Source organism: Sorangium sp. So ce321 (assembly GCF_051530195.1).
In the GTDB taxonomy this organism is placed as follows: domain Bacteria; phylum Myxococcota_A; class Polyangia; order Polyangiales; family Polyangiaceae; genus Sorangium.
Genome location: NZ_CP150329.1, coordinates 12,653,132 through 12,674,141 on the forward strand (window position 1 = coordinate 12,653,132; position 21,010 = coordinate 12,674,141).

Annotated in this window: 14 protein-coding genes; 7 read left to right on the plus strand and 7 right to left on the minus strand. The window is 72.0% G+C overall.

The window, feature by feature from the left end; genetic code table 11:
• The first annotated feature begins 33 nt into the window (after positions 1-33).
• The gene (gene recD2 / locus WME89_RS46925; RefSeq protein ID WP_438006058.1) at positions 34-2,457 is read left to right on the plus strand and encodes an SF1B family DNA helicase RecD2; all 2,424 of its coding nucleotides are present in this window, start codon (positions 34-36) and stop codon (positions 2,455-2,457) included.
• 404 nt (positions 2,458-2,861) lie between these two features.
• On the plus strand, positions 2,862-3,998 hold the full coding sequence (locus tag WME89_RS46930) for a tetratricopeptide repeat protein (protein ID WP_437621441.1): 1,137 nt from the start codon (positions 2,862-2,864) through the stop codon (positions 3,996-3,998).
• 125 nt (positions 3,999-4,123) lie between these two features.
• On the opposite strand, the gene WME89_RS46935 is transcribed toward WME89_RS46930, so the two are convergent.
• The 4 genes from WME89_RS46935 to WME89_RS46950 all read right to left on the minus strand — a co-directional run bounded on the left by WME89_RS46935 (position 4,124) and on the right by WME89_RS46950 (position 8,517).
• Positions 4,124-4,966 (minus strand): HAD family hydrolase, encoded by an 843-nt coding sequence (locus WME89_RS46935; RefSeq protein WP_438006059.1) that lies wholly within the window; start codon positions 4,964-4,966, stop codon positions 4,124-4,126.
• A gap of 91 nt (positions 4,967-5,057) precedes the next feature.
• Positions 5,058-5,315 (minus strand): 50S ribosomal protein L27, encoded by a 258-nt coding sequence (rpmA, locus tag WME89_RS46940; RefSeq protein ID WP_436620024.1) that lies wholly within the window; start codon positions 5,313-5,315, stop codon positions 5,058-5,060.
• 14 nt (positions 5,316-5,329) lie between these two features.
• Entirely contained in the window at positions 5,330-5,638 is a 309-nt protein-coding gene (rplU, locus tag WME89_RS46945; protein WP_020740951.1) for a 50S ribosomal protein L21, read from the minus strand.
• Positions 5,639-5,898: 260 nt separating this feature from the next.
• Entirely contained in the window at positions 5,899-8,517 is a 2,619-nt protein-coding gene (locus WME89_RS46950; RefSeq protein ID WP_437621443.1) for an ATP-dependent Clp protease ATP-binding subunit, read from the minus strand.
• Between the two features lie 80 nt (positions 8,518-8,597).
• Between WME89_RS46950 and grxC the strand changes: the two genes are divergently transcribed.
• From grxC to WME89_RS46975, 5 genes are all read left to right on the plus strand, one after another.
• Positions 8,598-8,891, plus strand: coding sequence for a glutaredoxin 3 (grxC, locus tag WME89_RS46955; protein ID WP_436620021.1), 294 nt, complete (start codon positions 8,598-8,600; stop codon positions 8,889-8,891).
• A gap of 184 nt (positions 8,892-9,075) precedes the next feature.
• Positions 9,076-10,743, plus strand: coding sequence for a serine/threonine-protein kinase (locus WME89_RS46960; protein WP_438006060.1), 1,668 nt, complete (start codon positions 9,076-9,078; stop codon positions 10,741-10,743).
• Between the two features lie 7 nt (positions 10,744-10,750).
• The gene (locus WME89_RS46965) at positions 10,751-11,980 is read left to right on the plus strand and encodes a hypothetical protein (protein ID WP_438006061.1); all 1,230 of its coding nucleotides are present in this window, start codon (positions 10,751-10,753) and stop codon (positions 11,978-11,980) included.
• Between the two features lie 237 nt (positions 11,981-12,217).
• Positions 12,218-14,185, plus strand: a complete 1,968-nt coding sequence (gene acs, locus WME89_RS46970) for an acetate--CoA ligase (RefSeq protein ID WP_438006062.1) — start codon at positions 12,218-12,220, stop codon at positions 14,183-14,185.
• A 265-nt stretch (positions 14,186-14,450) separates the two neighbouring features.
• On the plus strand, positions 14,451-16,001 hold the full coding sequence (locus WME89_RS46975; protein WP_438006063.1) for a serine/threonine protein kinase: 1,551 nt from the start codon (positions 14,451-14,453) through the stop codon (positions 15,999-16,001).
• Between the two features lie 57 nt (positions 16,002-16,058).
• Here the strand turns inward: WME89_RS46975 and WME89_RS46980 are convergent, their stop codons facing one another.
• From WME89_RS46980 to WME89_RS46990, 3 genes are read right to left on the minus strand one after another with little or no spacing between them, the layout of a single operon-like run.
• Positions 16,059-17,741: an ATP-binding protein gene (locus WME89_RS46980; RefSeq protein ID WP_438006064.1), complete on the minus strand. Its 1,683-nt coding sequence runs from the start codon at positions 17,739-17,741 to the stop codon at positions 16,059-16,061.
• A complete protein-coding gene (locus tag WME89_RS46985) occupies positions 17,738-18,832 on the minus strand; it encodes a (Fe-S)-binding protein (protein WP_438006065.1) in 1,095 nt (364 codons plus the stop codon). Before WME89_RS46985 ends, WME89_RS46980 begins: the two co-directional genes overlap by 4 nt.
• Before the next feature lie 49 nt (positions 18,833-18,881).
• Complete coding sequence (locus WME89_RS46990) at positions 18,882-20,966, minus strand: GAF domain-containing protein (RefSeq protein WP_438006066.1); 2,085 nt, start codon at positions 20,964-20,966, stop codon at positions 18,882-18,884.
• Positions 20,967-21,010: the final 44 nt, after the last annotated feature.

Sequence of the window (21,010 nt, forward strand, 5' to 3'; positions counted from 1 at the left end):
CCGCCGGCGCGGCGGCGGCTACATGCTGCCCTCGTGCAAGGGTCCCAGCGGAGCGGCCGCCCCGGTCCGGCAGCCCAGGGGGCGGCCGCGACGGCGCGCCCTCCGGGGCCGGACGGCGCGCCGCGCCCGCACGAGCGCGGCGACCGCCCGGCCGGGGCCGGCGAGCGGCAGCCGGGCGGCGGGGGTCAGCAGCGGCTCTTCTCGGCCAGGGAGGTGGCGGGCGACGGGTCCGCGACGGTCGAGGGCGAGGTCGTCCGCGTCACCTACGAGAGCGAGTCGAGCGGCTTCCGGGTGCTGCGCGTGGAGGTCACGCCCGGCGCCGCGCCGGAGGTCTGGGTCGGGGTGTTCCCGCCGGTCGGCCCGGGCACGCGCGTGCGCGCGACGGGGCGCTACGGGCGCGATCCGAAGCACGGCGAGCAGCTCAAGGTCGAGACCCTGCTGCCGATCGCGCCCGCCACGCTCGACGGGCTCGAGCGCTACCTCGGCTCCGGCATGGTGCAGGGCATCGGCCCCGCGTACGCGAAGCGGATCGTGGAGGCGTTCGGCACAGAGACGCTGGAGATCCTCGACCGGTCGCCGGAGCGGCTCGCCGAGGTCCCCGGGCTCGGCCAGCGGCGGGCGCAGGCGGTCGCGAAGGCGTGGGCGGCGCAGCGGGCGATCGGGGCCATCATGATCTTCCTCCAGGCGCACGGCGCGTCCCCGGCGCTGGCGAGCCGGATCTACAAGCGGTTCGGCCCCCACGCGATCGACATCGTCTCCCGCTCCCCGTACCGGCTCGCGCTCGACGTGTGGGGCATCGGCTTCAAGACCGCCGATCGGATCGCGCGCTCGATCGGCGTCCGGGCCGACTCGCCGGAGCGGGCGCAGGCGGGCGTACTGCAGACGCTGGTCGACCTGTCGACGCGCGGGCACACGCTCGCGGAGCGGCCGGAGCTCGCGGAGCTCGCCGCGACGATGCTCGAGCGCGACGCCGCCGAGGTCGACAGCGCGATCGACGCGCTCGTGGCGAGCGGCCACGTGCGGGTCGAGGCGCTGTCGACCGGCGAGGTGGCCGTCTACCCGAAGGACCTCTACGAGGCCGAGGTGCGGCTCGCGCGCCGGATGCGCGCCTTGCTGGGGGACGACGAGGACGGCGCGGCGCACGAGGCGCGCCTCGCCGAGGGCGTCGACGCGGCGATCGCCGCGTTCGAGGAGAAGACGAAGGTCTCGCTGGCGCCCGCGCAGCGGACCGCCGTGGAGCAGGCCGCGCGGAACAAGGTCCTGGTGATCACGGGCGGCCCGGGCGTGGGCAAGACGACCATCGTCCGGGCCATCCTGGCGCTCTTCGATCGCGCGCGGCTCCCGGTGCGGCTCGCCGCGCCGACGGGGCGCGCGGCCAAGCGGATGAGCGAGGCGACGGGGCGCGAGGCCGTCACCCTCCACCGGCTCCTGGAGTTCGACCCGAAGCAGCGCAAGTTCGCGCGCCAGCGGGGCCGGCCGATCGAGGCGGGGGCGATCGTCGTCGACGAGGCGTCGATGCTCGACCTGGCGCTCGCCGACGCGCTCCTGCAGGCGACGTCCGACGCGGCGCGGCTCGTGCTGGTGGGCGACGTCGATCAGCTCCCGTCGGTCGGGCCGGGCGCCGTGCTGCGGGACGTGATCGCCTCGGGCGAGGTGCCCACGGCGCGGCTCACGCAGATCTTCCGGCAGGCCGAGGGCAGCCTCATCGTCCGGAACGCGCACCGCATCCACGACGGCGAGCCGCCGGAGGGCGCGCGCGGGCCCGGCGGCGAGTTCTACGTGATCGAGCGGACCGAGGCCGAGGCGGCGGCGGAGCTGATCCTGCACCTCGTCACCGAGCGCATCGCCAAGGGGTTCGGGCTGGATCCGCGGCGGGACGTGCAGGTCCTGACGCCGATGCACAAGGGCGAGGCGGGGGCGATCGCCCTGAACGCGCGCCTCCAGGCGGCGCTGAACCCCGAGGGCCCGAGCGTCACGCGCGGCGCGCGCACGTTACGGCTCGGCGACAAGGTGATGCAGCTCCGCAACGACTACGACCGCGAGGTCTACAACGGCGACGTCGGGTTCATCACGGAGGTGAACGCCGAGGAGCGGAAGCTCCAGGTCCGCTTCGACGAGCGCGAGGTCGGCTACGAGGAGGCGGAGATCGACGAGCTGACGCTCGCGTACGCGACGAGCATCCACAAGAGCCAGGGGAGCGAGTACCCGGCGGTGATCGTGCCGATCCTCACCCAGCACTTCGTCATGCTCTCGCGGAACCTCATCTACACGGCGGTGACCCGGGGCAAGCGGCTGGTGGTGCTCGTCGCGGATCCGCGGGCCGTGTCGCTGGCGCTGGCGGAGACGCGCAAGGAGGAGCGCCGCACCCACCTGGCCGAGCGGTTGCGCAGCGCGGCGCCCGCGCGCGCCCGCGCGGCGCTCGAGCCACCTCTCGCCGCCGGGCCGCGACTCGACTAGGACGGCGCGCGAGAGGGCGAGCGACCATGAGCGTCCGTGACGGCGACAGCGAGAGCGACCACGACAGCGATCAAACGAGCGAGCGCGCGACGCGCGACGCGGGCAATGCGAGCTCGACGACCTCGACGCAGGCTCCATCGCGGCTGGCCTGGAGCGCGGGAGGCGTGGCAAGGCCAGCAGGCGCGGCGGGGGGGATCAGCGGCGGAATCACGGCTGGAACGACCACGGCGAGGGCCCGCGCGGTGCGAGCTCTCCCGTTGCCGGCCTCGGCCCTCCCTGCTAGCGTTCGCGCCCCCTCTACACGAACGACTGCCCCCATGAATGCAGCGCGCAGGGTACCGGGGCGAGGCTGGGCGATTCCTGCCCCTCGGCGCGCATGGGGGAGAGATCTCGGAGCATCGACGATGACGACCAACGGACAGCAGCAGGCGGCTGGGCTCAACATCAGCGGGGGGGCGGCGATCGTCGCGCCCGTGAGCGCGTTCCCGAACGGCGTACCGGGGAACGCGCTCATCGTCATCCCGATGAGCAAGCCGACCGATGAGCTGAAGGGCCTCCTCGAGCAGGGCCCCGTGGCGATGACGCTCGATCAGATGTGGCAGCAGCTCGGCTTCAACGGGCCGGCGGTGCAGGTGCAGGACGATCAGGGGCGTCCCATCGCGATCGGCCTGGAGGACCTGCTCGCCGGCCTCGAGAAGCACTGGACCGAGCAGCCTGACGACCTGAATCGCGGGCGCATCTTCGCGCAGGAGCTCCTCAAGCATAACCGGCTGCAGCGCGCCGAGCAGGTGCTCTCGAAGGTGGTGGCGAAGGGCGGCACGGGCGACGACTGGCTCGCGCTCGGCATCGCCCAGCTCCAGCAGGAGAAGCACGACAAGGCCGAGGGGACGCTCAAGGGCGCGCAGAACCTGCTCAAGGACAACCCCTACCCCGCGCTGCACCTCGCGAAGCTCTACCAGGCGCGCAAGGACGACGCGAAGGAGCGCGAGTACATCGAGAAGGCGATCGCGATCGACGCCGGGTGTATCGATGCGTGGGCCTACCTCTTCCAGTACCTGAAGCAGCGCGGCGACGAGGAGAGCGCGGTCGCCGAGATGGAGAAGGTCGCGGCCGACAAGAAGACGGCCGCGCCGTACATCGCCATCCAGGGCTTCTACGCGAGCAACGAGGAGACGCGGGACAAGGCCGTCGAGTACGCCAAGAAGGCGGTCGCGTTGAACCCGGACGACCCGCTGGCGCTGCTCTGCCTGTCGGCGCTCTACGGGCAGAAGAACGACCTCGAGGCGGTGGTCCGCCTGCTCCAGCCGCACGAGGCGAAGATGAGCCGCGACGTGCGCCTGGCCAACAACTACTTCGAGGCGCTCTTCCAGTCCCGCCAGCTCGAGAAGGTGACCAAGCTGCTGAACGCGCTCGCCGGATCTCCGAACAAGGAGGTCAAGCAGTTCGCGATCGAGCGCTCGCGCGCCGTCGCGCAGTACCTGCAGCAGCAGCAGCAGCAGCTCGCCGCGGCGGCCCAGCCGGGGCAGCAGCGCAAGGTCTGACACGCACGGGGAGCACGGGGGCGCGCTGCTGACGCGGCGCGCCCCCGCTGCCCTCCGCCGGCGCTCCTCGTCCCTCCAGCTCCTCGGTCGCCCGCACCCCCGCGGCGCCGACGCTCAGCCGAAGATCAGTGTCCGAAGGCGCGGCGGATCGCTTCGGCGATGCCGCCGCCCAGCAGGGCGTCGGCCTTCAGGCGGTCCGTGGCCGCCTGCTTCACGTTCTCCGGCGCCTGCCCCATCGCGAACGACCGCCCTGCGACCTCGAACATCGGCAGGTCGTTGAGCCAGTCGCCGACCACGACCACGTCCGACGGCGAGCACCCGTAGTGCTCTGCGAGCCACGCGACAGCGGTCCCCTTCGTGGGCCCGGCGGCGCGGACCATCATCGCGAAGATGCTCGTGGGACCGTCCTGCAGGAGGGGAAACGAGACGACGAACGCCGCTCGACCGAGCTCGGACCGGACCTCCTCGACGGCGGCCATGACCTGCGCCTCGGTCCCGATCGCCACCAGCGCGAGCAGGCCGTGCTCGTGCTCCCAGTACGGGTGCGACGACACGCGATCGACCTCCGCGATGGCGGACGACCAGCCCCGGACGTAGTGGACGTGCGGCGCGCCGGTCGCGTCGTGGACGATGCTGTCCTGCGCGAAGAGGAACGATGCCGTCGCGTGCCGCTCGGTGATCGAGCGCAGGAGCGCCGCCTCCGCGCCGGAGATCGTGCGCGAGTACAGGTGTGCGTCGCCCTCGGTGTGGACGATGTGGCTGCCGTCGACGCACGCGATCGGACCGATCACGCCGACCCGCCGCGCGACTTCCCGCGTCCCGGAGTACAGGCGCCCGGTCGCGATCGAGACAGGGACGCCGGCTGCCTGGAGCCGCTGGATCGCGAGGCGGTCATCCTCGTGGATGGAGCCGTCACGACGGACGAGGGTCCCGTCGACGTCGATGGCGAGGAGCTTGTAGGTGGTCACCGCGCTGGAGCAGATCGCGAGCGCACGGGGCGCGGCAAGCGAGGCGCGATGGCACCGTTCATGGCGCCATCGCTCCGGGCGAGGAATCGAATCAGGAGGCCGGGTAGACCGACACCTGCTTCTTGGTGTTGGACTTCCACTCGTACTTCACGACGCCATCGACGAGGGCGAAGAGCGTGAAATCGCGGCCGGTGCCGACGTTGTGGCCGGCGTGGATCGAGGAGCCGACCTGCCGCACCAGGATGTTGCCCGCGCGCACGGGCTCTCCGGCGTAGATCTTCACCCCGCGGCGCTGCGCGTTCGAATCGCGGCCGTTCCGGGAGGAGCCGCCGCCTTTTTTGTGAGCCATGTCTACTTCTCCTGCTAGGCGGTGATGCCGGTGATCTTGAGCTCGGTGTACGGCTGACGGTGGCCGTTCTTGCGGCGGTAGTTCTTCCGGCGCTTGAACTTGAAGACCACGATCTTCTTGCCGCGGTCCTGCCCGGTGATCTCGGCCGCGACGGAGGCGCCGCTCACGAGGGGCTTGCCAATCTTGGGCGAGTCGCCGCCGACGAGGAGCACCTCGCTGAAGGTGACCTTGTCACCGGCATTGCCGGCAAGCTTCTCGACCCGGAGCTTCTGACCTTCGGCGACCCGATACTGCTTGCCGCCCGTCTTGATGACCGCGTACATGGTGCGTCTTCCTCAGCCTGGGGACCGCGATCCCTCACCTTACGCCACGCAATTGCCCTCGATCGGAGGGCCCGGTGTGCGAGGGAGCGGCAGTATACGGACCTTCTTCGCCTTGGCAAGTGGTTCGCAGCGCCGTCGCCCACGATCGCCTCTCCGGGAAAAAACCCGCTGGTTCGGCGCGCTGGCAGCGGTCCGGCGCCACGCGCGAGCGCCCGGGCGCGGCCCGGCGGGCGCGGCCTGCCCGGGCCGCGGTCGCGCCGTCACCCCTCGGCCTTGGTGAAGACGAACTTCTCGTCGATGACGTCGACCTGCATCTTCTGGCCGGGCTGGTAGCCGCCGGCCAGGATGGTCTCGGCGAGCGGGTTCTGGAGCTCGCGCAGGATGGCCCGCTTCAGCGGGCGGGCGCCGAGGCTCGGCTCGTAACCGAGATCGACGAGCCGGGCCTTCGCGGCGTCCGTGAGCGCGAGGCGGATGTCCTTGTCCGTGAGCAGCTGCTCGAGGCGGCGGAGCTGGATGTCGACGATGCCCCGGAGGTCCTCCTTGCTGAGCGCCTTGAAGACCACGATGTCGTCGACGCGGTTCAGGAACTCGGGGCGGAAGAACCCGCGCAGCTCCTCGAGCAGGACGTCGCGGATCGCCTCGCGGCCGTCCTCGGTGGCCCAGAGCTTGGCGTCGGTGTCGAGCACGCGCTTCGACCCGATGTTCGACGTCATGATGACGACCGTGTTCGAGAAGTCGGCGAGCCGCCCGCGGCCGTCCGTGAGCCGGCCATCGTCGAGGATCTGGAGCAGCAGGTTGAACACGTCCGCGTGGGCCTTCTCGACCTCGTCGAACAGGAGCACGCTGTACGGCCGGCGCCGGGCGGCCTCGGTGAGGAAGCCGCCCTGCTCGCTGTCCGCGTAGCCCGGGGGCGCGCCGATCAGGCGCTGGGCCATGTGGCGCTCCATGAACTCGCTCATGTCCATGCGCGTCAGCGCCTGCTCGTCGTCGAACAGGAACTCGGCGAGCGCCTTCGCGAGCTCCGTCTTGCCGACGCCGCTCGGCCCGAGGAACAGGAAGGAGCCGATCGGCTTGCCCGGGTCGCGCAGGCCGACGCGCCCGCGCCGCACCGCCTTCGCGATCGCGCGCACCGCCTCGTCCTGGCCCACCACGCGCTGCGCGAGCCGCTCCTCCATCTTGAGGAGCTTCTCGGCCTCGCCCTCGAGCATCTTGGCCACCGGGATGCCGGTCCAGTCGTTGAGCGTCGCCGCCACGTCCGACTCGCTGACCACGTTCGAGGTCGGCGCGACCCCTTCCCGCTGCGCGGCCTCCTCGGCGGCCTGGAGCCGCCGCTTGAGCTCCGGGATCGTGACGTGCTCGAGCTCGCCGATCCTGGCGAACGCCTTGTCGCGCTGGGCGGCCTTCAAGGCCTCCATCGCGGCGACGAGCTCCCGGCGGATGGACTGGCACGCCGCGATGACGCCCCGACGCGACGCGTTGCGGGTGCGCATCGACGACGCCTTCGGCTCGATCTCGGCGAGCTCCGCCTCCAGGCGCGTGCGGGTCTGGACGCTGAGCTTGTCGTCGTCGTCGGCGAGCGCGGCGATCTGGGCGCGGAGCGCGTCGACGCGGCGGGTGAGCGTGTCGAGCTCCGCCGGCACCCCGTCGACCTCCACCCGCTTGCGGGCGGACGTCTCGTCGAGCAGGTCCACGGCCGTGTCGGGGAGCGCGCGGTCCGAGATGTACCGCTTCGCCAGCGCGACCGCCGAGGCGATGGCGCTCTCCCCCACGCGGACGCGGTGGTGGTCCTCGTACTTCGTCGCGATCCCGCGAAGGATCTCCGTCGCCTGGTCGATGCTCGGCGCCTCCAGCGTGATCGTCGAGAACCGGCGGATGATCCCGGTGTCGCGCTCGTTGATCTTGCGCACGCCCTCCGGCGTCGTGGTGGCGATGATCCGGATCTCGCCGCGCGACAGGAGCGGCTTCAGGAGCTCTCCGACGCCCGCGCCCTGCACCCCCTGGCCGAAGAGCGCGTCGAGATCCTCGACGACGAGGATGCTCTCGGCGTCCTGCTCGCCGCGCAGGCGGTCGACCAGGACCTTGAGGCGCTGCTCGATCTCGCCGCGCAGCTTCGCGCCGGCGACGAGCGCGCCGGTGTCGAGCTCGTAGAGGTGGGCCCCGGCGAGGTTCGTGGGAACGTCCCCGTGGGCGATCCGGTCGGCCAGGCCCCGGATGAGCGCTGTCTTGCCCACGCCGGGCTCGCCGACGATGAGCGGGTGGTTCTTGAAGCGCCGCTCGAGGATCTGCAGCAGGCGGCGCGCCTCGACGTCCCGCCCGATGACCGGATCGAACCGCCCCTCGCGGGCGTCGGCGACGAGGTCCCGGGTGTAGGGCGCGGGCTGGCCCGGCTCGGACGCGCCCGCCGGCGTGGGCGACGGCTCCCGCGAGGCCGCCTCCAGCGCGCCGAGGTGCGGCCGGAACGCCCCGGGGCCGATGCCGAACGAGGAGAGGATCTCGCCCGCGGGCCCCCGGATCTCCTGGGCGAGCGCGTGGAGCAGGTGCTCGATGCCCACATTCGCAGATTTGTCCCGGGTCGCCTCTCGCTCGGCGCGCCCGAGCAGATCGAGCAGGCGCGGGCTCACGTACGCCACGCCGCCTCCCGCCTTGGGCAGCTTCTTCAGCGCGTTCTCGGTGAGCTGGAGCACCTCGTTCGGCTCGGCTCCGGCCCGCCGAAACACCTCGGATACGCCCCGGTCACGCTCGAGCAACCTCGTCAGCAAGTGCAGCGGCGTGACCTCGGCGTGCTGGCGCTCGTCCGCGATTTGCTGAGCGCCGGCGACGACTTGCTTCGCGTCGCCGGTATAGCGATCGAGGTGAATCGTCCCCTCTTTCTCGGCCATGCGCGCAGCCTACCGCAAGGGAAGGCGCTGTGCGCTTGCATCTTTGGCCGTCCCGAGAAAGGAAAGAGGACGAGATGTCCATGCAAGCAGCCGAAGTCACCATCTACGTCACCGAATACTGCGGATACTGCGCCATGGCGAAGCGCCTGCTGACCGAGAAGCAGGTGCGCTTCACGCAGATCAACGTGGAGGGACGCGACGACCTCCGCACCTGGCTGGTCAAGGCCTCCGGGCAGCGGACCGTCCCGCAGATCTTCATCAATGGGGACAGCATCGGCGGGTTCAGCGAGCTCTCGGCCCTGGAGAAGAAGGGCGGTCTCGATCCGCGCCTCGCCGAGGCGCCGCGCGCGGACGCACCTGCCATGCCGCGCTGAGGGGCGCAGGCGGCCGATGTGCGACGGAGGCCCTGGCCGGGCGCGCAGGGGTCCCGCTGGCGAAGGTGCAACCTGGCGTGCGCAGGTGATAAGCTGCCGCGCGGGGACGGGGCGCAGCTTTCTTTGATACGGTTCGTCCATAGGGCTTCATGGGCTTCGCCCGCCCCCCCGAGCCGCCACCGCCATGCCTAGCAGCACCGACACCACTGCCGCAGCGACTCAGCCAGTCGAGGGGGCGCTCGTCGGAAAGCGGGTCCACAAGTACGAAATCGTACGGGCCATCGGGCGTGGCGGGATGGGCATGGTCTACGAGGCGGTCAACACCGCCATCGGCAAGCGCGTCGCGATGAAGTTCGTCGACGCCGACCTCGCGCAGAACAAGGACGCGGTCGCCCGGTTCCACCGCGAGGCGCAGGCGGCGAGCGCCGTCGAGAGCGCGCACATCGTCGAGATCTTCGACTCCGGCTTCGCCGATGAGGTCCCCTTCCTCGTGATGGAGCTGCTCCGCGGCGAGGACCTGGGCCACCGCATCCGGCGCTGCGGCAGGCTCGACCTCGGCGAGGCGCTCCACGTGACCGCGCAGATCCTCCGCGGCCTCCACCGCGCCCACGAGGCGGGCATCGTCCACCGCGACCTCAAGCCGGACAACATCTTCCTGGTCGACCGCGACGACGATCCGAACTTCGCCAAGATCCTGGACTTCGGCATCTCGAAGGTGCGCCGCGCCGACGGCGCGCCGGCCCACACGCTGACCCGGGAGGGCACGGTGCTCGGGACGCCGTTCTACATGTCGCCCGAGCAGGCGCAGGCGCTGCCGGACGTGGACGGCCGGACCGACCTCTGGGCCGTCGGCGCGATCCTCTACGAGTGCCTCACCGGGCACCCGCCGCACAGCGGCAACTCGTACGAGCAGGTGATCGTCAACATCTGCATGAAGGACGCCCAGGATGTGCGGATGAGCAACCCGGCCGTCCCCGAGCCGATCGCGCGCGTCATCGCGAAGGCGCTCACGCGGGACCGGGAGCTCCGGTTCTCGTCCGCGCGAGATTTCCTGGACGCGCTGGTCGCGGGGGCCGGCGGCCTGCTCGGGGCGCGGCGCAGCTCGAGCGACGAGCTGGGGGCGCACACGTCGAGCGCTCCCGGCCTGTCCAGGCAGACGCCGGCGAAGCACACGCCGGGCGATCCGAGCATCGCGCTCGATCCGACGCTCGAGGTGCACGGCAGCAGCTCGAAGGTGGGCTGGTCGAGCACCGGCCGCACCGGGGCGCGGGGTCCGCGGCGGCTCGCGCTCGGGGTGTTCGCGCTGCTCTCGCTGGTCGCCGGGCTCACCGGCGCGGTCCTCCACGCGCGCCGCCCGCCGGTGGAAGGGACGGCGTCGATCGCGCCTGCGCCTCCCGCCCAGGTCTCCGTCGAGCTCCGGACGAACGCCGAGGGCGCGCGCTTCACCGTCGACGGCGTCGCCCTGGTCGACCGCACGCTGCGCGGCCGCACGGGCGAGACGAAGCGGGTGCGGATCGAGGCCTCCGGATACATGCCCGTGGACAAGGAAGTGACGCTCCAGGCCGACAGGACCCCGATCGAGGTCCTGCTCCACCCGCTGCCGTTGGCCGAGGCGCCGGCGCCCGCGGCGGTCGAGACCGCGCAGCCGGCGCCCATCGCGCCCGCGTCGGTCCCCAGGGCCGCGCCGAGCGCGAGCGTGAGCGTGAAGAAGACGGCGACGCTCCCCTTCGCCGCGCGCCCCAGGGGCGCGGGCGCCGGCGCGAAGACGGCCGCTTCGAGCCAGGCCACCCCGGCGGTCGCGACGTCGAAGCCGGCGGGGGTCGCGGCGGGTCTCCAGCTCAAGGTCGACTGAGGCGGGCTTGAGCAGATCGCACGGACGACTCCCGCTCGCGCTCTGCGCGGCGACGCTCGGCCTGGCCTTGCAGCTCTCGCCGGCGCTCGCGCAGGTCGAGCCGTACCGGCAGCACATGGAGAACGGCATCAAGCTGTTCCAGGACCGGAACTACCGGGCGGCGGTCGTCGAGTTCGAGGCGGCCTACAAGGAGAAGCCGAAGGCGAGCCCGCTATTCAACATCGCGCTCGCCGAGAAGGCCCTCTTCAACTACCCGCGGGCGATCGCGGCGCTGGAGCGCGCGCTCGCGCAGCACCGCGAGACGATGGACGAGGGCGACGAGAAGACGGCGCGCAGCGCCATCGAGGAGATGCGCGCGCTGCTCGCCCACGTGAAGATCGAGCTCAGCCCGCCGAGCGCGACGCTGATCATCGACGGCGAGGAGCAACCCCCCTCGTCCTCGGGGACGCGGGTCGTGGAGCTCGGGCCCGGGGTGCATCGCATCGGCGCCCGGGCCGAGGGCCACGTGAGCGCCGACCAGAGCGTCAGCGTGGTGAGCGGCGAGCGCGACAAGGAGGTGAAGCTGACGCTGGCCCGGGAGCGGCCCGCCGTGCCCCCGGACGCGCAGCCGTTCACGCTGCCCCCGCCCCCGCCTCCGCCGCGGCCCGTGCCGCTGTCGCTGGCGCCGCAGGGCTACTACGTGATCGGCGCCGCGTCGCTGCTCTGGCCCCTCGGCCACCCCAGGGAGTTCCCGAGCCCGGAGGCGAACAGCGGCGGCGCCGGCTCGATCCGGGTGGGGTACCGGGTGAACACCCCCGCGGCGTTCGACGTGATGCTCCAGTACGCGAACATCGCCACCGGCTCGGACGATCCCTCCTACCAGAACGCCAGCTACACGCTCGGCTCGACGCGCCTCGGGCTGAACGTCCGCCTGATGACCCCTGGCCAGACCTGGCGGTTCGTGGGCTCGATCGGGGGAGGCCTCACTTACGACGACGTGAGCTTCCACAACACCAACACGCCGGACGGGGACATCTGCAAGGGCCGGTGCCGCCCCGCCTCGGGGGTGAACGCGTTCGTCTTCTCGGAGGTCGGCGTCGAGCTCGACCTCGGCGGGGTGCTGCTCGGGTTCTCGCTGGACAGCTACTTCCAGTCGTCGCGCGGCATCAGCTACAAGGACGAGGACGACACGCCGCTCTACTCGGCCGTGCTGCTGCACCTGGGAGGCAGCCTGCACGCCGGGTACGCGTTCTGGTGAGCGGGCCGCGCCGGGCCCGCGCGGCCGCGTTCCATCCTTGTTCTGCCGCTTGGCGGATGTATCCTCGCACGCCCTGACGGTGGGTCGGAGATGGTTCGCCGACCTTTCCAGCGGGGGAAACATGGGTCGGGGAGCGGCCTCTGCCGTCCCCTTCAACGTGGATCGGGGAGCGGCCTTCGCCCTCGCTTCTTACATGGGTCGGGGAGCGGCCTTCGCCGTCCCCTCCAAGGGGTCACCATGTCGCAGGATGCCATCACGTCGTTGTTGAAGGAGACGCGCCGGTTCGAGCCGCCGGCCGAGTTCTCGCGTCGCGCGCGCGTTGGCGCGCCGGAGGCCTACGAGGCGCTCTACCGCGAGAGCATCGAGCAGCCAGATGCGTTCTGGCGCCGGGAGGCGGGCGACCTCGTGCTCCGCACGCCGTGGACCACGACCAGCGACTGGACCCTGCCGCACGCCAAGTGGTTCCTCGGCGCGACGCTCAACGTCACGGAGAGCTGCCTCGATCGCCACCTGACGACGGCCACGAAGAACAAGGCCGCCATCATCTGGGAGGGCGAGCACGGCGCCACGCGCACGCTGACCTACGCCCAGCTCCACCGCGAGACGCTGCTGCTCGCGAACGCGCTCAAGCGGCTCGGCATCGAGAAGGGGGACCGGGTCGCGATCTACATGGGCATGGTCCCCGAGGTGGCCGTCGCGATGCTCGCGTGCGCGCGGCTCGGCGCGGTGCACACGGTGGTCTTCGGCGGCTTCGCCGCGGACGCGCTCCGCGACCGCATCCACGACAGCCAGGCCAAGCTCGTCATCACGCAAGACGGCGCGTACCGGCGCGGGCAGGTCGTGCCCCTCAAGGCCACCGTCGACCGGGCGCTCGCGCAGCCGGAGGCGAAGAGCGCGACGCGCGTCATCGTGTACCAGCACCTCGGCAGCGACCGCTGCGAGGTGCAGATGACCGAGGGCCGCGACGTCTACTGGCACGACCTGCTCGCCCAGGCCTCGCCCTCCTGTGAGCCGACCGTCGTCGACGCCGAGCACCCGCTCTTCATCCTCTACACGAGCGGCTCGACCGGGAAGCCCAAGGGCGTGCTCCACACGACCGCTGGCTACCTGGTCAACGTGCACGTCACGACGAAGTACGTCTTCGATCTGCGCGACGACGACGTCTACTGGTGCACCGCGGACGTCGGCTGGGTGACGGGGCACAGCTACATCGTCTACGGCCCGCTCTCGAACGGCGCGACGTGCCTCATGTACGAGGGCGCGCCGAACTTCCCCGACTGGGGCCGCTTCTGGCGGCTGATCGAGAAGCACGGGGTGACCATCCTCTACACCGCGCCCACGGCGATCCGCGCCTTCATGCGGCAGGGCGACGAGTGGCCCGCGAAGAGCGATCTGTCGAGCCTCAGGCTCCTCGGCTCGGTCGGCGAGCCGATCAACCCCGAGGCGTGGATCTGGTACCATCGGACCATCGGCGGCGGCCGCTGCCCGGTCGTGGACACCTGGTGGCAGACGGAGACGGGGGCGATCATGATGACCACCCTGCCCGGCGCGTCGTTCTCGAAGCCGGGGTCGACCGGGCTGCCGATGTTCGGCGTCGTGCCCGAGGTCGTGACGAAGGACGGCAAGCCGGTCGCCGCGGGCGAGGGCGGGCTGCTCGTCCTGAAGCAGGCCTGGCCGTCGATGCTGCGCACGGTGTGGGGCGACGACGATCGCTTCCGCAAGCAGTACTTCAGCGACGTCGAGGGCTGCTACTTCACCGGCGACGGCGCGCGCCGCGACGAGGACGGCTATTTCTGGGTCGTCGGCCGCATCGACGACGTGCTGAACGTGGCTGGCCACCGCATCGGGACGGCCGAGATCGAGAGCGCGCTCGTCTCGCATCCCGCCGTCGCCGAGGCGGCCGCGGTCGGCCGCCCGGACGAGCTCAAGGGGCAGGCGCTCGTCGTGTTCGTCTCGCTCCGGCCAGGGTTCACGGCTGGACCGGAGCTCCAGGCGAAGCTCGCCGAGCACGTGGCCAAGGAGATCGGCAAGTTCGCGCGCCCCGACGCGATCCGCTTCGCGGACGCCCTGCCGAAGACCCGCAGCGGCAAGATCATGCGCCGGCTGCTGAAGGACGTCGCCGCGGGCCGCGCGATGACCGGCGACACCTCGACGCTGGAGGACCTGAGCGTCGTGGCGAAGCTCCAGCAGCAGGAAGACGAGTGAGCTGCGCGGCGGCGCAGGGGCACGGTCATGCCCCTGCGGCCGACGCGGCGGCGCGCGCGTGAGGGGGGGAGCGCTGGCTCACCAGCGCGACGGCGAAGAATTCACGGAAGAGTTCGTCACCACAGCGCTTTCGCCGTCCCCGGCCAGAGCAGGGCGACGGCGGCTCATGGCCGGCGATCTGCGGTCGATGGTCGGATCACCCCGTTCAGGCCGGAGAATTTGATCCCCCGCGTCAGCGCGGGGGATAATCTGTGGCGAGGCGCTTTTGGAGATCGAAGCTGGAACCGTCGTTGCGAACCGGTATCGCATCATCCGCCAGCTCGGCCGTGGCGGCATGGGCGAGGTGTTCGCTGCGGAGAACATCCGCACGGGCCGCCAGGTGGCGATCAAGCTCCTGCGCGCCGACTCGAAGGCCAAGTCGTCCGCCGTCGAGCGGTTCCGGCGCGAGGCGCGCGCCGCGGGATCGATCAACAGCGACCACGTCACCGAGATCCTCGACGTCGAGGAGGATCCCGAGCACGGGATCGTGCTCGTGTTCGAGCTGCTCGAAGGCGAGTCGCTGATCGATCGGCTGAAGCGGACAGGGCCGATCGGCTTCGAGGAGCTGCACTCGATCATCGAGCAGGTCTGGATGGGCCTCGCCGACGCGCACCGCGCCGGGATCATCCACCGCGACCTGAAGCCGTCGAACGTGTACCTCGAGGCGCGCCCCGACGGGTCCACGCGGGTCAAGATCCTCGACTTCGGCATCTCCAAGCTGCCGAAGGAGATGGGCGGCGAGACCCTCACCGAGATGGGGCAGAGCCTCGGCACCTTCTCGTTCATGCCGCCCGAGCAGATCGGGAAGGCGAAGACGGTCGACCACCGCGCGGACATCTACGCCTGCGCCACGATGATCTACCAGTCGATGAGCGGTCAGCTGCCTTACCAGGCGCGCAACCTGCTCATCATGGTCGAGATGAAGCAGAAGACCGACGCGCGGAGGCTCGCCGACGTGATGGACGGCCCTGTCGATCCGCGGCTCGAGGCGTTCCTCGCGAAGGGGCTGGCGCGCGAGCCCGTGGATCGCTTCCAGAGCGCGCTCGAGGGGCTCACCGCCTGGCGGGAGCTGCGGCCTGCGAGGAGCTCCAGCCAGCCGGTCGCCGGCTCACGCGCCTCCCTGGCCGGCGGCAACGCTTCGGGCCCCGCGCTCGTCACGCCCCTGCCCCCGCCGCAGACGGTCAAGCCGCCGTCCTCCGGCGCGCTCAGGGTGCTACAGCCGCCGGTCTCCTCCGTCCTGATCCGCACGGCGACCGACCCGGGGGCGCAGGAGCTCGTCGACACCGTCGTGGGCCCGCCCAGCGAGCCCGATCTGGCGGCTCACGCCGCCGGAAGTTCACCGCTCCTGGCGGCCGAGGGTCAGCGCCCGTCGTACGGGGCCGGCGGGCACCCGGCGGGCGGGCACCCGGCGGCGCCGCCCGCGCAGTGGACCGGCCCGAACGGCACCATGGTGCTGAACAACATGGCCGGCGAGCTCGCGCCGCCCGTCGCAAAGACGCCCGCGGGGCCGCTGAAGATCCTGGATCTCTCCGAGGACAGCTCGGCCGGGTCGACCAGCCAGGGTCCAACGCTGATCTACAAACCGACGCGGCCAAGCATGGGCTCGTTGAGCTCGGGGCAGACCGCCCCCCTCGCTACGGAAGCGATCGAGCAGCGGCCTCCCCCGCCGACGCGGACGTTCCGGACCATCATCTATGTGCTGGCGGCGATCCTGTTCGCCGTCGTGGGCTTCCTGCTCATGGGGATCGCCCTCGAGTACCTGGACTCGCCCAGGTAACCGGCGCCTCGCGGCGCGCGCTGCCGCCGTGTCCATCCGCCCCACGGACGGGGCGGCTCACAGCATGGCGTGCGCCTCCGCGGCGCGCCCCTGGACCGGCGCGCCGCCGGCCGGGAGCGCGATCCGGAAGCGCGTGCCCCCCGTCTCGCGCGCCTCGCACGAGATCGTGCCGCCGTGCGCCTCGATGATGTCCCGCGTCACCGCGAGCCCGAGCCCGGTGCCGCGCTGCTTGGTCGTGAAGAACGGGTCGAAGATGGACGCCCGCAGCTCCTCCGGCACGCCGGAGCCCGTGTCGTCGACCGCGATGGTCGCGGCGCCGCCCGAGAAGCTGACGCTCACCACGATCTCGCCGCCCTTGGGCATCGCCTCGCGCGCGTTGCGGAGCAGGTTCAGGAGCGCCTGGCGGAGCTGCGACTCGTCGAGGAGGATCTCGGGCCCCGCCTCGTCCACCTCGACGCGGACCGCGATGCCGGCGCGGTCGAGCTCGGGCCGCACGAACGCCACGAGCTCCTGCACCAGGTCGTCCACCCGCTCGGGCTCCAGCCGCGGGCGGGGCCGGCGAGCGACGCTGAGGTACTGCTCGGCGATGCGCGACAGGCGGTCCACCTCGCCGCGGATGGCGGTGACGAGCTGCGCCGACTCCTTCATCACGGGCCTGAGCTCCGCGTCGGGCGTGCCCTCGGCGGAGGCGCGCGCAACCTCCTCCTCGAGCAGCTCGAGGTTCAGCCCGATCGACGACAGCGGGTTCCTGATCTCGTGCGTCACGTGCGCCGCCATCTTCCCGATCGCCGCCAGCCGCTCCGCGTTCACGAGCTCGGCGCGCGCGCGGCGGATCGCGGCGACCATGTCCTCGAACGTCGTCGCGAGCTCGCCGATCTCGTCGTTCGTCGCGAGCACTTGCTTCGGGGTGAGGTCGCCGCGCGCGACCGCGTTCGCCCGCTCGGTGACCGCGGTGAGCGGGGCGAGCACGCGCCGCGCGTAGAGCGACATCATCACCCCGACGAGCAGCGTCAGCACGCCCAGCCCGAGGAGCAAGTGCATCGAGCGCTCTTCCCGGCGCCGCGCCTCGACGGTGAGGCTCTCCATCTGCTCCTCGACGCGGCTCTTGATCGCCCGCAGCCGCTGCGCGCCCTCGACCTCGCGCTTGACCAGCTCGTCGCGCGTGCGCTCGGCGAGCTCGCGGTTGCCGACGGCGAGCGCCTGGAAGAGCTGGGAGAACCGCTCCGGGTTGGCGCCCACGAGCCGCTCGATCGCCGTCACCTCGGCGGCGATCTCCTCGCTGAACCGGCGCACGCCCGACGACGCGGCCGCCTGCCCGACGCCCGCGTCTCCGCCGGCCACCTTCTCGTCGGCCCCGGCGAGCGCGCGGGCGGCGTCCTTCACGATCGAGAAGGCGAGCGGCCGGGTTCGCCGGGCGGTCTCGAGCCACTCGCGCACGTCGCCCGGGTTCTTCGCGGCCGTGATGTGGTTCAGCTGGGCGTTGAAGACGTTCTGCTCCGCCAGGACCTCGCCGATGCGGAGCAGCAGCGGGACGTACCCGGCGCGCAGCAGCTGGGCGTCGCGCGACGCGGCCCGGAGCGCCTGCACGCTCCAGCCGACGGTCAGCGCGAAGGCGGCGAGCACCACGAGGTAGCTCGCGAGCAGCCTCCCCGCGACCGTGCGCCGCTTGTGCGGCGCGCGCCCCTCCGGGCCCGCGGCGCCGGCGCGCGCGCCGTCCACGGCCGGCGGCGGCGCGATCATCGCGGCGCGACGGCCCGCGCGACAAGGCTCGCGAGGTCCTCCGCCGGCTCGCCCCGGGACCTGAACCGCCGGAGGCTCTGCGCGCAGTGGGTCACGAGCAGCCCGCCGCCGAGCGCGCGGTGCTCCGCGATCCTGCCGTCGGCGATGGCGGCGGACGAGGCGGGGCGCGTGGCGGGCACGAGGCCGCCGCCGCCGCTGCAGTCGGCGTGCTCGCGGCGGTGGATGAACTCCTCCGGCGGCCGCCCGGTGATGCGGGCGAGGATCTCGCGGGGCGCGTCGTAGCGATCGAGCCCGCGCCCGAGCTGGCAGGGGTCGTGGTAGCGCACCCGCCGCTCCGACGCCGACCGCTGCAGCCGGTCCAGCGACGCCCGCGCGAGATCGACGAACAGCTCCGGGGTCTCCACGCTCACGCCGGCGCGCGCGTACTCGACGCGCACCGCGCGCGCGCACCCGGGGTCGACGGCGACGAAGCGCTCTTCCCCCGCGACCTCGGCGGCGAGCCGCCGCGCCGCGGCCTCGAAGCCCGGGCGGTCGCCGGCGTAGAGGAGCGGCAGCCCGCAGCAAGCGCGCACCGGGCGGACCGGGGCGCCGATCAGCGCCTCGGTCGCGTCGAGCGCGTCGCCGGCGACGTCCGGCGCGTGGCGGAGATAGCCGCAGCCGACCAGCACGGGGACCGCGCCCGCCGCGGCAGCAGCCGCGCCGGAGCGCGGGTCCAGCTCGCCGGCGCGGCCGTCCTCGCGGGCCCAGAAGCGCTCCGCCGCGCGCCTGGCCCCCTCGGGCGCGAGGCCGCGCGCGAAGAACTCCGCGCGCGCGTCGGTCAGCACGGTGGCCACCTCGTTCTTGTGGTCGCAGCGCTCGCGGCACGCGTAGCAGGCCGAGCACGCCCACGCCGGGTCCGCGTGGCGCGCGTCGAGCGGGACGTCGCCGCGCCCGGCGAAGTACGCCATCGACATCTTCCCCCACGGCGTGACCGTCTCGTTCGCCTCGACGTTCGACACGGGGCAGGCGGCGCGGGAGAGCTTGGGGCAGTAGACGCACTTCTCGAGCGACGTCCGGTGCGGCTCGAGGAGCTTCAGGCGGAGCTGGGGCACCGTTCGAGTCTCTCCATCGAATGCGCCTCGTGCAAGCGGCGGTGGCGCATCAGGCGTCCGAGCCGCTGCTCGACGACCGCCTGCCTCGCTCGTTCGCCGGTGGGGATGAGCTCGCCGGCCTGCGGCGGGGCCCGCCCTCGTGGACGACCGGCGCCGCCTCCGCGCGCGGCCTGGTCGCCGGCTCGCCGTCCGTCGAGGCCTGCCGGGGCTGCGCCTGGGCCGCGCCCTCCGCGGCCGCCGACGACCGCGACGGCGCGCTCTCCTGGGGCAAGCGGATCGTGAACTTCGCGCCCCTGCTGGACGACTCGACCTCGATGGTCCCGGCGTGCTCGTCGACGATCTTCTTCACGATCGCGAGCCCGAGCCCCGTCCCGCCGCGCTTGCCCGAGGTGACGAACGACTGGAAGAGCCGGCCCTGGATCTCCTTGGGGATCCCCTTGCCCGTGTCGGCGACGCTGATCGCGAGATCGCCCCCGTCGCGGTAGGCGCGGATCGTCACCCTGCCCCCGCCCGGCCGCATCGCGTCGACAGCGTTGCGGACCAGGTTGTGCAGGAGCCGCGTCAGCTTCGCCTCGTCGAAGCGCGCCGTCCCGCGGTCCTCGAGCGCCAGGGTGAGCGCCACGCCCGTCCCGGCGAGCTCCTGCTCCAGCTGCTTCTCGATGTCACCGAAGAACTTGGTCAGGTAGACCTTGCGCACGAGGATGCTCCGCTCGCCGCGCGCGAACTCCAGCACCTCGCGCTGCATCGCGCTGATCACGTCGAACTGCTTGAGGATGAGCCGCGCGTGATCCTCCCTCGTCGCCGCGTCAGGGGCGCCGGCCATGAGCTGGACGTAGCCGCTGATCACGGTGAGCGGCGTGCGCATGTCGTGCATCACCCCCGAGAGCAGGCGGCCGATCGTGGTGAGCCGCTCGCTCTGCTCCCGCTCGAGGCGCGACCGGAACAGCCGCAGCGCGGTCGACGCGTTCGCCGACACGAGCCGCAAGAGCGCGCGATCATCCTTCGAGAAGGCGTGCGGCCTCCTGGAGTTGTAGAGGGCCATGGCGCCGATCGGCACCCCGTCTTCGCCCTCGAGCGGCACGGCGATCGCCGTCCTCAGGTCCGCGCCGAACAGCTGGGCGAGGCGGGGAGACACCGGCATGTCGCCCTCCTGGACGTCCTCGATCGAGAAGCACACGGCCTCGTTGTGCACCATGGCGCGACCGACGATCCCCTCGCCGCGGCGCATGACCACGCGCTTGACCTCCGGCCGCGGGGGGGAGCCGTCCACGACGCCCTCCGGCTCGTCGTCCGACGCGGACGAGCGCGGCGGCACGCTCCCCTCCTCGAACGCGGCGAGGTCGAAGAAATAGAGGACGAGGCCGCCGTCGATCTCATCGACGAGCATCGCCCCGGCGCGCGCCTCGCACGCCCTGCCGGCCTCCGTGATGACGGCGCGCGCGAGGTCTTCCATCGTGGTCGCGCGGCCCATCGCGCTCTCGAGGTCGAAGAGCAGCTTGAGGTCGCTCACGCGGTGCTCGAGCTGCTCCTTCGTCTCGACGAGCTGCGTGTTCTTCTGGATCACCGAGAGGAACAGCCGCGAGTTGTCGATGGAGACGGCCGCCTGGGTCGCCAGGGCGCTCAGGAGCTCCTCGTCGTGGACCGAGAACTCCCCCTCCCCGTGCTTGTTCAGGACCTGGATGACCCCGATGGTCCGGCCGACGTGGTTCTTCATCGGCGCGGCGAGGATCGAGCGGGTGCGGTATCCCGTCACGTCGTCCCAGTCGCGCGAGAACCGGCGGTCCCGGTAGGCGTCCTTTACGCGGACGGTGCGCCCGATCTTGGCGACGTGCCCGGCGATCCCGGCGCCGACGGGCAGCTCGATCGCGCGCGCCTCCTCGCCGATGACGATGCGCGAGAGCAGGCGCTGGCGCTGCTCATCGAGCAGGTAGAGGGTGGCCCTGTCCGCGTCGAGCAGCTCGGTGATCTTGTTCAGGATGAGCGCGAGGAGCTGGTCGAGATCCAGCGTGCTGCCGAGCGCGAGCCCGACGTCCCGGAGCGCATGCACGGTCTTCTCGGCCTGGGCGAGCCGCGCCTCCAGCTCGTCGATGCGAGCCTGCAGCGCCTTCGTGCGTTGTTCCGCCTTCGCGGTCACCCGCAGACGCTAACACGACTTCGTCCAGGGAAGCGCGCGCGGGT